Source organism: Marinobacter sp. UBA2498 (genome assembly GCF_002341575.1).
Lineage (GTDB): Bacteria > Pseudomonadota > Gammaproteobacteria > Pseudomonadales > Oleiphilaceae > Marinobacter > Marinobacter manganoxydans.
Map to the genome: position 1 here is coordinate 19589 of NZ_DDOI01000030.1, position 9902 is coordinate 29490.

At 59.6% G+C, this 9902-nt stretch carries 13 protein-coding genes and 1 other RNA gene; 7 read left to right on the forward strand and 7 right to left on the reverse strand.

The features are described 5' to 3' along the window. The 5 genes from B2W52_RS03180 to B2W52_RS03200 form a co-directional block, all read right to left on the reverse strand. A partial coding sequence (locus B2W52_RS03180; RefSeq protein ID WP_273018169.1) for a DUF808 family protein occupies positions 1 to 287 on the reverse strand: 287 nt, incomplete at its 3' end. Positions 288 to 307: 20 nt separating this feature from the next. Next, positions 308 to 1531: an FAD-dependent monooxygenase gene (locus tag B2W52_RS03185; RefSeq protein WP_273018170.1), complete on the reverse strand. Its 1224-nt coding sequence runs from the start codon at positions 1529 to 1531 to the stop codon at positions 308 to 310. Beyond that, on the reverse strand, positions 1524 to 2807 hold the full coding sequence (ubiH, locus tag B2W52_RS03190; RefSeq protein ID WP_273073170.1) for a 2-octaprenyl-6-methoxyphenyl hydroxylase: 1284 nt from the start codon (positions 2805 to 2807) through the stop codon (positions 1524 to 1526). Before ubiH ends, B2W52_RS03185 begins: the two co-directional genes overlap by 8 nt. A 6-nt stretch (positions 2808 to 2813) precedes the next feature. After that, positions 2814 to 4133 carry a Xaa-Pro aminopeptidase gene (gene pepP / locus B2W52_RS03195; RefSeq protein WP_104270844.1) on the reverse strand — a complete coding sequence of 440 codons (1320 nt, stop codon included), beginning with the start codon at positions 4131 to 4133 and terminating at the stop codon, positions 2814 to 2816. A 26-nt stretch (positions 4134 to 4159) separates the two neighbouring features. Continuing rightward, entirely contained in the window at positions 4160 to 4759 is a 600-nt protein-coding gene (locus tag B2W52_RS03200; RefSeq protein WP_014578413.1) for a UPF0149 family protein, read from the reverse strand. 136 nt (positions 4760 to 4895) lie between these two features. Between B2W52_RS03200 and B2W52_RS03205 the strand changes: the two genes are divergently transcribed. Beyond that, positions 4896 to 5459 carry a ZrgA family zinc uptake protein gene (locus B2W52_RS03205; RefSeq protein ID WP_273043883.1) on the forward strand — a complete coding sequence of 188 codons (564 nt, stop codon included), beginning with the start codon at positions 4896 to 4898 and terminating at the stop codon, positions 5457 to 5459. Positions 5460 to 5465: 6 nt separating this feature from the next. Here the strand turns inward: B2W52_RS03205 and B2W52_RS03210 are convergent, their stop codons facing one another. Then, on the reverse strand, positions 5466 to 5987 hold the full coding sequence (locus B2W52_RS03210; RefSeq protein WP_104270842.1) for a DUF3299 domain-containing protein: 522 nt from the start codon (positions 5985 to 5987) through the stop codon (positions 5466 to 5468). A gap of 67 nt (positions 5988 to 6054) precedes the next feature. Between B2W52_RS03210 and B2W52_RS03215 the strand changes: the two genes are divergently transcribed. The 6 genes from B2W52_RS03215 to B2W52_RS03240 all read left to right on the forward strand — a co-directional run bounded on the left by B2W52_RS03215 (position 6055) and on the right by B2W52_RS03240 (position 9532). Then, on the forward strand, positions 6055 to 6771 hold the full coding sequence (locus tag B2W52_RS03215; protein ID WP_092030453.1) for an ABC transporter ATP-binding protein: 717 nt from the start codon (positions 6055 to 6057) through the stop codon (positions 6769 to 6771). Next, entirely contained in the window at positions 6768 to 8042 is a 1275-nt protein-coding gene (locus tag B2W52_RS03220; protein WP_219120782.1) for an ABC transporter permease, read from the forward strand. The genes B2W52_RS03215 and B2W52_RS03220 overlap by 4 nt, the downstream gene beginning before the upstream one ends. 103 nt (positions 8043 to 8145) lie before the next feature. Continuing rightward, entirely contained in the window at positions 8146 to 8352 is a 207-nt protein-coding gene (locus tag B2W52_RS03225; protein ID WP_008170964.1) for a TIGR02449 family protein, read from the forward strand. Further along, the gene (locus B2W52_RS03230) at positions 8352 to 8648 is read left to right on the forward strand and encodes a cell division protein ZapA (RefSeq protein ID WP_008170962.1); all 297 of its coding nucleotides are present in this window, start codon (positions 8352 to 8354) and stop codon (positions 8646 to 8648) included. Before B2W52_RS03225 ends, B2W52_RS03230 begins: the two co-directional genes overlap by 1 nt. A gap of 62 nt (positions 8649 to 8710) precedes the next feature. Continuing rightward, a non-coding RNA gene (gene ssrS / locus B2W52_RS03235) (6S RNA) lies at positions 8711 to 8892 on the forward strand. A gap of 4 nt (positions 8893 to 8896) precedes the next feature. Next, positions 8897 to 9532, forward strand: a complete 636-nt coding sequence (locus tag B2W52_RS03240; RefSeq protein WP_008170954.1) for a 5-formyltetrahydrofolate cyclo-ligase — start codon at positions 8897 to 8899, stop codon at positions 9530 to 9532. Here B2W52_RS03240 and B2W52_RS03245 read toward each other — a convergent pair. Further along, positions 9514 to 9675, reverse strand: a complete 162-nt coding sequence (locus B2W52_RS03245) for a hypothetical protein (RefSeq protein ID WP_008170953.1) — start codon at positions 9673 to 9675, stop codon at positions 9514 to 9516. The two genes, B2W52_RS03240 and B2W52_RS03245, sit on opposite strands and share 19 nt — an antisense overlap. Positions 9676 to 9902: the final 227 nt, after the last annotated feature.

Here is a 9902-nt window from a genome sequence, read left to right on the forward strand (position 1 = left end):
GCACCGCCGAGCATCAGCAGAGGCGTTACCAGCCAGGGCATGAAAAAACTGATCGCAAGGGCCGCCGGCACCAGGATGGCCTTGTTGATCATGGAGCCGCGGGCAACCGCGAGGACCACTGGCAGTTCCCGGGCAGGCTTTACACCGGTCACCTGCTGGGCGTTAAGCGCCAGATCATCCCCCAGAACACCTGCGGTTTTCTTGGTGGCGGCTTTTGTCATCAGGGCAACATCGTCCAGCACAGTGGCGATGTCATCGATCAGAACCAGAAGGCTGCTTCCTGCCATTGGACAATTCCTTTTTGTATTCAGCCGTTAAGACCCATGGCCTCGGCAGCTATACGATTTTTCACCGGCCCCATCTGGTTGAGCCAGCGCAGTCCGGTATTTCGCAGCCAGCGGACCGGCAGCTCATCACGGCCGAACAGCTGCTTGAAGCCCTCCATGGCGGCCATCATGGCGAGATTCTCGCCTTTCCGGCGGCGCTGATAGCGCGCCAGAACCAGCTCATTGGCTGGACTCAGGCCCGCCTTTTTAGCTCGCGAAAGCTCATCGAGCAGAGCCCGTACATCGCCGTAGCCAAGGTTGGCACCCTGTCCCGCCAGCGGATGGATGGTATGGGCCGCATCGCCGACGAGGGCAAAGCCGGGGGCAATGTAGTCCTTCGCGTGCCGCTGTCGAAGCGGAAAGGCGAAGCGGCCGGAAATGGACTCCACCGATCCCAGCTCGCGCTCAATCGCACGCTCAAGTTCAGCGGCAAAGTCGGTGTCGTCCAAAGCCATCAGACGCCGCGCTTCCCCGGTATCCTGGGACCAGACAATGGAACAGTAATGCTCATCTCCGGACTCTGGCAGCAAGGGCAAAAACGCCAGCGGCCCGGTCGTCGAAAATCGCTGCCACGCGGTGAAACGGTGGCTCTGGCTGGTCTTCACCGTGCATACGATTGCCTGCTGGTCGTAGTCCCACTCACGCGTTGGCAGGCCAACCCAGTGGCGCAGACGGGAATTGGCACCGTCACACCCTACCAGTAGCCCCGCCGACAGGGATCGACCATCCTCCAGCTCAACCGTATAAGTTCCAGACAACCGTTTACAGCCAGTAATCCTCGCGCCATCAATCAGTTCGACCGGACTTTGTTCCAGGGCCCTGAACAGTGATCGCACGATGCTGCGGTTCTCGACAATCGTTCCGAGGGCTCTCGCCTGCAGCTCGGCTGCCTCAAACTGTATTCGCCCCGTGCCGTCGCCATCCCAGACCGTCATGGTCTGGTAAGGACAGTGCCGACCGGCGGTCACCTCGGACCAGACTCCGAGTTGCTCCAGCAATTGCTGGCTCGCCACCGAAATGGCACTGACCCGTGGTTCAAAATCGGCAACGGTGGTGGCGGAGTCCGGCGCCTCAACCAGAGACTCATGGCCGGAACCTTCCACCAGCCCCACATGCCAACCCTGTCGTGACAGCCCGAGAGCCAGGGCGGAACCGATCATGCCACCGCCAGCCACAAGAATATCGAACGTTTGCGCCTCACTCATCAGCCGGCGCCTCCCGCTTCAGCTTACCCGGCCGCTCAATCACGGCCCGGCGGCCGCCCAGGCCCATGGCCTTGCGGGCAAACCAGCGTTTTGCCCCAGGCAACAGATCAAGACCCACCAGGCCGGCATCGCGGGCCGCCGCAACCGGCAGCATGGAATGCCCGAACAAACGCACAAGCGAATCGGAGAAGCGCACCGTCTGTTGCCAGTCTTCCCGATGCAGTGCCTGGTAGCCCTTCAGGACCTCGAGATCGCCAATCGACCTGCCCTGCTCTTCAGCCAGGCGAAACTGTTCGACCAGCGTCATGAGCCCTCTCAGCGCGAGATTGAAGCCCTGCCCGGCGACCGGATGCAGGGCATGGGCCGCATTGCCCACAAGTGCAACCCCGGGGCGCACCGGCTCGTCTACCGTCGTCAGGGTCAGCGGGTAATGGTGACAGGTGCCGATGCGGGTAAACCGGCCCAGACGCCAGCCAAACCGGTCCTGAAGCCAACGACATTTCTCGTCGTCGAGCAGCGCCAGAACCTGCTGCAGAACCTCATCGGATAGCGTCCAGACCAGTGCCGACTGATGTCCGGCTCTGGTCGCTGATCCATGGGGCAAGAGAGCCATGGGACCGGCATCGGTAAATCGTTCAAAGGCAGTGAATCCGTGGCTGTCACTGGTAGAGACATTAGCGATCAGTGCGTTCTGGCCGTAGCTGTGACGATCCGGCCGGAACCCGAGCCTTTCCCGCAGACCGGAACGACCGCCATCTGCAACGACGAGGCAACGGGCCTTCAGTTCCGCGGTCTCTTCACCTTCTTCTGAGAGCTGAACACGGACGCCGCCGGGAATGGGCGTCATGTCCGTTACTTCTGCCGGCGCCCGCCACTGGACGTTGGTATCCAGAAGCTCACGCATCAGACACAGCCCCATCCAGCGATTGTCAGCCACGTACCCGAGCGCCGCCTGGCCATGCTCGGCAGCATGCAACCGTGTGGCGCCGAAATGGCCCCGATCTGAAACATGGATATGTTCGATGGGTGTGGCATGTTCGGCCAGCCTTTGCCACAGCCCCAGCTCCTCAAAGATTAACCGGGAGCCCCACGCCAGTGCGGTTGAACGGGCATCGTAACTCGGCTGGTAACTCTCCGGCAGGGCGTCGGGCGAGAGCGGGAAGGCCTCGACCACGGTCACGCGCAGTGACGGCACCATCCGTGCCAGCGCCAGAGCCAGGGTCGCTCCGGCGAGGCCACCGCCGGCAATGATCAGATCGGTATCAGGCTTGGTCACAGGCTGTCAGTCCGCCATCAGGGCTTCGATTTCGGCAATGGTTTTCGGCACTGCTTCGGTCAGGACCCGGCAGCCGTCTTTGGTCACCACCACATCGTCTTCGATGCGTATGCCAATGCCGCGCCATTTCTCATCCACGTCGGTGTTATCCGGCGCAATGTACAGGCCTGGCTCGACGGTCAGGGCCATGCCGGGTTCCAGCTGGCGCCAGGCGTCACCGACCTTGTAATCGCCGACGTCGTGTACATCCAGCCCCAGCCAGTGGCCGGTTCGGTGCATGAAAAAGGGCTTGTAGGTTTCGTTGGCAATGGCATCTTCCAGGGTGCCGGACAACAGCCCCAGATCAATCAGGCCCTGGGTCAGTACTTCCAGCGCAGCCTCATGGGGCCGGTTCCAGTGATTTTGAGGCGAGACCGCCTCGATGGCCCGATACTGCGCCGCCAGCACCACCTCGTAGAGGGCCCGCTGTTCATTGCTGAACTTTCCACTGACCGGGAAGGTGCGCGTGATGTCAGAGGCGTAGCACTGGTATTCACAGCCGGCATCAATCAGCACCAGATCGCCGTCCTTCAGCGGTGCACTGTTCTCGATGTAATGCAGGATGCAGCCATTGGCGCCCCCGCCCACGATGGAGGGATAGGCCGTAGACCGTGCGCCATGCTCCATGAAGGTGTGGATAAGCTCGGCCTCGAGGTTGTACTCGAAGCCGCCCTTGCGGGCCCGTTTCATGGCCCGGCAATGGGCCTCGGCACTGATCTGGCCGGCCTTGGCCATGATCTTGATCTCGTTGGCGCTCTTGTATAGCCGCAGGTCATGAAGCAGGTGTTCCAGGGCCACAAACTCGCCCGGCGGATGGGCGCCGCTGCGAACCTTGCTGCGAATCATCTTCACCCAGTCCATGACACGGGCGTCAAAATGATCATCCTTGCCAAGGGGATAATACACCCGGCTGCGACCCTCGATCATGCCCGGCAGGATATCGTCGATGTCTGCAATCGGAAACGCATCGTCCAGGCCGTAGCGTTCGATGGCGCCTTCCGGGCCAACCAGGAAACCGTCCCAGAGCTCCTTCTGCGGATTGCGCTCTTTGCAGAACAGTACCGATTCCCCGTGTTCACGGCCCGGAATCAGCGCCAGGACGGCCTCCGGCTCACCAAAACCGGACAGGTAATGAAAATCGCTGTCCTGGCGGAACGGATGCAGCACGTCCCGATTACGAACGCGCTCCGGGGCGGCCGGAATAATCGCAATGCTGTCTGGCGCCATACGCTCCATCAGCTTGCGACGGCGCTCGGCAAACTCCTTTACGGGAATCATGGAGTTCATAGTCTCTCCTGCAATCAGGACCCGGCTCAGTGCAGGGTCGGCGAATCAGACTTCGGTGGTTCGGGGGCGTTGAATTCAGTGAACACGGCGAGCGCCCCCAGCCGGATGTATTCGGTAATCTCCAGCAACTGCTGCTCGCTTTCGTCGTCCGCTTCTTCCTCTTCGGATAGCTGGCTGATGGCCACCATATCCTCGATCAGCTCCCGAATCTCGTCCGGCGCCTGGCCGAGTGACTCGCCGGCCGACAGTGCCATACCCTCGAGAAATCCCCGCACCCAGGAAACCAGGGCTTCCAGCCGCTGCTCAATGGCATAGTCGTCATCCGGCAGTAAAGGATGGAAACTCATGTCTGCTGATTTCAAGAGCTCGAGGGTCTGTTCATAGGCTTTGTTCATGAACGGAGCGAGATCATCGGACTCTTCGGCCGCGTTCTCGGCCAGCCCCATGTGTTCACACACCATCGCCAGCCACTCCGGCTCTTCGATACGCGATCCGGCCGCCAGGCGACCACAGAGCGCGCCGTGCAATTCGGATGGGTGGCTGAATGCCTTGTGAGCTGTAAAAACGTTGGCCCAGCGCTCGAATTCTGCGGCGCGGGCAGCACCGGAAGTGTCGGTTTCTGACATGAAACAGGCGGATCCTGTGTTAATGGATTAGAGGTCTATCCTAGCATTCAGGCGGTGCCAAGGCACTGCCTGTTGATTTTTATCCGGCAAGCGAACAATATGTTATAACGTATCATTTCTGCCGAGAGATAAAGCCATGTCCTTACGAGCCAAAACCTGCTTCTTTCTGGCTGGCGCCGCGATTGCAAGCACTGGCCCTGTGTTTGCCAGCGACAATCCAGGTGCGCACCTGCACGGTCATGCCGAACTACAACTGGCCATCGAGGGAGAGCAGATTGATCTCCTGTTCACATCGCCGGCCTACAACCTGGTGGGGTTCGAGCATCTTGCCCGTTCGGACGACCAGAAAGCACTGGTTAACGACGCAACCAACTGGCTTGGACAGACCCCCCTTGCGAACACCAGTGAGGAGGGCTGCACCGTAATGAATGCGGTAGTGCATCATCAGGCAGGTGGCGATGATCACGGACACAGCCATGGGCATGACCATGATCATCAGGACGAATCATCCCACTCGGATTTCGAAGTCACCCAGACCCTGAGCTGTCCAGGCCTGGGCTCATCCCAGGCGCTTGCAACACCCATTACAACCCGGTTTTCCGGAATAGAGCATCTCGGCGTTCAGTGGGTATGGCCAGAAGGTCAGGGATCAGCCCGTCTGGGCCACGGACAAAGCACGTTTGAACTCCGCAGCCAATGACAGCGTCTATTCTTCGTACGGCTCAACCCCGGTTGCGACCATAGAATAGGAAGACGTGCCGATGTCGTTTTCGGTGCGATCAATGACCAGCTCGCCTTCGATCCACACCGGATCGTACAGGGCTTCGAGCGTGAAACCTTCCTTGTACTTGACGTGAATGATCTGATTGGGGGGCGGTGGCGGCACATGAATACAGGCGCCGTAGTAGGGCACCAGGAAGAACTCCAGGATGCGCATGTCCTCGGTTGTCTTGAGGGGCACCACGAAGCCGGGAATGCGGCCTTCAACATTGCCCATTTCCGGCACAACCCGACCGGTCATGATCTCGTCCGGCAGCAGCGGCGGGCCATCGCCCTCGTGCTCAATCTCTGGCATATTCTCCAGCAGCGCCAGATCCTCGGCGGGCATCAGTTCAAGCCAGTCGATTTCCCGGGTTTCAGTCCGGCCTGTTGATGGAAGTACACACACCAGGGTAAGCGCGATGAAAAAAGGCAGCGCAAAGCGCGAACGTGCCGGGGCAGACATCATTGGACCAAAGACTCCTGAGATTACTATCCGGAAACCGCCATCATACACCGGGCCGACGGCAACCAACATGACCAGCAAGACAGACTCAGCCAGCCACAGTTCCCGAAGCACAGAAACTGCGATGGAAGTCAGCGGGCTCGCCTTTTCCTGGGATCCTGTCCAGCCCCGCCTCAGCTTTCCGGACATCATACTGAAACGCGGCGAACACCTTTTCCTGCACGGCCCGAGCGGCAGTGGCAAAAGCACGCTGCTCAGCCTGTTGGCAGGCATGCTTCGGCCGGCCTCTGGCACTGTCCGCGTACTCGGAACCGATATCCACCGGCTCGGTGCCGGCGCCCGCGACCAGTTCCGGGCCGACCACATGGGCGTGATCTTCCAGCAGTTCAATCTGGTGCCCTACCTGAGCACACGAGCCAACGTCACCCTGCCCTGCGGACTTTCTGAACTGCGCAGAGAGCGCACCGAACCGACCGTCGAAGACGAGGCTGAGAGATTGCTTGCCGCCCTGTCCATCCCCGCGGACCACTGGCAGAGGAAAGTCACCAGGCTGAGTATTGGCCAGCAGCAACGTATCGCAGCCGCCCGGGCGCTGATTGGCGCGCCCGGCCTGATTCTCGCGGACGAGCCGACTTCCGCACTGGATGCCGACAACCGGGACCGGTTCCTGGAACTGCTTCTAACTCTTGCGCACCGGCACAACACCTCGGTTCTGTTCGTCAGTCACGACCAGTCCCTGGCCCGCCATTTCGATAATCAGCTGGAACTGCAGGGTGACCGGACATGAAAGCACGCCTGGCCCTGACACTCGCCCTGGCCAGCCTCTGGCACCGGAAAAAAGTACTGGCCCTGGTGTGCCTGACCCTGACCCTGAGCGTTTCCCTGTTGCTGGGCATCCAATACCTCCGCACGGAGGTCAAGCAGTCCTTCACCAGCACCATCAGCGGTACAGACCTGATCATCGGCGCCCGAAGTGGCCAGTTGAACCTGCTGTTGTACACCGTGTTTCATATTGGCGATGCCACCAACAACATTCGCTGGTCGACCTATCAGGGCCTGAAACAGGATAACCGCCTGGCCTGGCTGATTCCGATTTCCCTGGGAGACAGCTACCGGGGTAATCGTGTGGTCGCCACAGATGAGAACTTTTTCAAGCACTTCCGCTACGGCCGCGACCTGCCCCTCGAACTGGATGAAGGCCAGTGGTTTGAAGGCGTCTTTGATGTAGTGTTGGGTGCCGGCGTTGCCCGCTCGCTGGCGCATCAGGTGGGCGAGCAGATCGTGCTATCCCATGGCGGTGGACGCACCAGTTTCTCCAACCACGAAGACACGCCGTTTACCGTCACCGGCATACTGGCGCCCACTGGCACGCCGGTGGACCAGGCCGTGTATATCAGCCTGGATGGCATGGAGGCCATGCACGTAGGCTGGGAATCCGGGGTCGCCATCCCCGGACGGACAATCACACCGGAGCAGGCAAAGGGCCGAGATTTCACACCCGATGCCATTACCGCCGTGTTCGTTGGTATCGACCGGCAAATCCTGACCTTCCGCATACAGCGGGAAATCAACCAGTTTGCCGGCGAGCCGCTCTCGGCCATACTTCCGGGAGTCGCCCTCAGTGAACTCTGGCGGCTGATGGGCCAGTTTGAGCGAGCACTACTTGGCATAACCGGTTTTGTCGTGGTAACCAGCCTGATCGGGCTGATTGCCGTACTTCTGACCCTCCAGGCCCAGCGGGCCCATGAAATTGCGGTGCTGCGGGCAACCGGTGCCTCTCCGGCGCTGATTGCCTCACTTTACATCCTCGAGTGCGTGGCTCTTGCCCTTGCCGCCTGCGTGATGGCTTTGGCCCTTGGCATGGCGGGCCTTGCACTGGCGAGCCCATGGTTACTGGCCAACTATGGCCTGCAGATCGAGCTTCGCCCATTAACGCCCGAGGAATGGACGTTAATGGCCCTGGTTCCGGTTGCCGCCTTCACCGTGGCGCTGATACCCGCCTTCAACACATGGCGCCAGAGCCGCCGGCTGGGCTTTGGCGAGGCAGCAGATCAGTGATGGGCATCACGCAGGGAACGCAATGACAAGCCTGTAAATTGACCGACTTAGCGTCCACACTTATAGTTGAGCTTAATATCATAAAACCACTGCTGGGCACGTCATGGAACAGTCCGAAGTACAGGCATTAGCGGACAAGCTGGACAGGCTGATTGAACGCTGTCAGAAACTTGAGCGGGACAACGCCACATTGCGGGAACTGCAGGACGACTGGAACCGGGAACGGGCCCAGCTGGTGCAGAAGAACGATCACGCGAAGCACAAGATCGAAGCCATGATCAGCCGCCTTAGGGCCCTGGAGCATCACTGATGGCACAGCAATCCACCACGGTTGAGGTGAAAATCCTCGACAAGGAATACCTGGTCGCCTGCCCCGAGGAAGAACAGGAGGCACTGCTGCGTGCCGCCCGGCATCTGGACAACAAAATGCGGGAAATCCGCGCCGGCGGCAAGGTTTTTGGTACCGAGCGCATTGCTGTAATGGCCGCTCTCAACATAACCCACGAACTGCTCGAGCGCGACACCATGTCCGATGCCACCAGCACCTTGCTGCGAGCCATGGACAACAAACTGGACGGAGCGCTGGGTGATGGCTCCGGTCGTTAAATCCCCGGAGAATCTCAGACAGGTGTTGCAATCGGCCCCGACACTGCCCGTATAATGAGAACAACTTCCTGGGCTGTTCGGGATAGTCGGATACGTCCTCGAGCCGATGCGCACTACCCAGGTGGCTACTTCAGGGCATTGTGAGCACGTCCCCGACAGGGGAAAGCCTAATATGTCACAGCGGCCACCGACCTTGAACTTTGGGTTCAAGGGCCACATCCGATAACGGCAGCCCGGGAAGCTTTATTTTGAGCCAGTTTATCGAGCCTCAACCGTTCCAGTCCCACCCTGATACCCTGTCGCGCAGTGAACTTCGCAAACGCCTGCGGCAGAATCGTCGCGACCTGAGCGCTGAAAAACAGCAACAGGCCGCCGAGCACCTGGCCCTCAATCTGCTGAAGAATCCAGACCTGCACCGGGCCCGGCACATTGCCATTTATCTGCCCAACGACGGCGAAATTGACCCCCACGTATACCTGGACATCGCCCGGCGCAAGGGCATCCGCTTCTACCTGCCGGTACTCCATCCGATTCATGAAGGCAGGCTGGTGTTCAGCCCCTACTACGATGGCGTGGAACTCACCGCCAACCGGTTTGGCATTCCCGAGCCAGGGTTCAGCAAAGGCCTGCGGCGCCCGGCCTGGGCACTGGATGCAGTACTGTTTCCGTTAGTGGGGTTTGACGAACAGGGCGGAAGACTGGGGATGGGAGGAGGCTTTTACGACAGAACATTTGCCTTCAGCCGGATACGGCCAAGGCTGGCGCCGAAGCTGATTGGCCTGGCCCACGATTTCCAGAAAGTTAAGAAGCTGCCAATAGAGCCCTGGGACGTGCCCCTTCACAGCGTAGTGACCGATAAGCGACGTTACCGGTTCAGCGGCTGATTCATGACTTGAACGGAGCCAACCAGATTGGCCGCTCGTGCGTCTTTATCTTCGGAGGCGTGGATGGATGTGAAACCAGTAATCACAAGGCCGATGGCAAAAATCAGCACAATGGCTTTGATGATGTCAGGCTTGCCGCCCATGGCTTCAGTTCCTCAAAATGCGGTTTTAAAAGTGTCGGGAAATCAGATAGCTATTCTTGACTTCAAGAATCAGAAGAAAGACTAACACCTATCTGTACTTTTACAATTTTTCACAGATTAAAATTCAGTAAGCTTTGCATTCGGGGACCGGCCAGGGTCTGGCAGGGCTTTCCAAAACACGCTGTGGATACATCCCTGTACGCTTGGCTCCGCCATCCATGGCTCCG

What these genes read in the sequence shown, in the direction of transcription:
- B2W52_RS03225 (WP_008170964.1), top strand. Translation starts at nt 8,146, where the DNA reads ATGGAACAGTCCGAAGTACAGGCATTAGCGGACAAGCTGGACAGGCTG.
- B2W52_RS03185 (WP_273018170.1), bottom strand. Translation starts at nt 1,531, where the DNA reads ATGAGTGAGGCGCAAACGTTCGATATTCTTGTGGCTGGCGGTGGCATG.
- B2W52_RS03210 (WP_104270842.1), bottom strand. Translation starts at nt 5,987, where the DNA reads ATGATGTCTGCCCCGGCACGTTCGCGCTTTGCGCTGCCTTTTTTCATC.
- B2W52_RS03230 (WP_008170962.1), top strand. Translation starts at nt 8,352, where the DNA reads ATGGCACAGCAATCCACCACGGTTGAGGTGAAAATCCTCGACAAGGAA.
- B2W52_RS03205 (WP_273043883.1), top strand. Translation starts at nt 4,896, where the DNA reads ATGTCCTTACGAGCCAAAACCTGCTTCTTTCTGGCTGGCGCCGCGATT.
- B2W52_RS03220 (WP_219120782.1), top strand. Translation starts at nt 6,768, where the DNA reads ATGAAAGCACGCCTGGCCCTGACACTCGCCCTGGCCAGCCTCTGGCAC.
- B2W52_RS03200 (WP_014578413.1), bottom strand. Translation starts at nt 4,759, where the DNA reads ATGTCAGAAACCGACACTTCCGGTGCTGCCCGCGCCGCAGAATTCGAG.
- B2W52_RS03245 (WP_008170953.1), bottom strand. Translation starts at nt 9,675, where the DNA reads ATGGGCGGCAAGCCTGACATCATCAAAGCCATTGTGCTGATTTTTGCC.
- pepP (WP_104270844.1), bottom strand. Translation starts at nt 4,133, where the DNA reads ATGAACTCCATGATTCCCGTAAAGGAGTTTGCCGAGCGCCGTCGCAAG.
- B2W52_RS03215 (WP_092030453.1), top strand. Translation starts at nt 6,055, where the DNA reads ATGACCAGCAAGACAGACTCAGCCAGCCACAGTTCCCGAAGCACAGAA.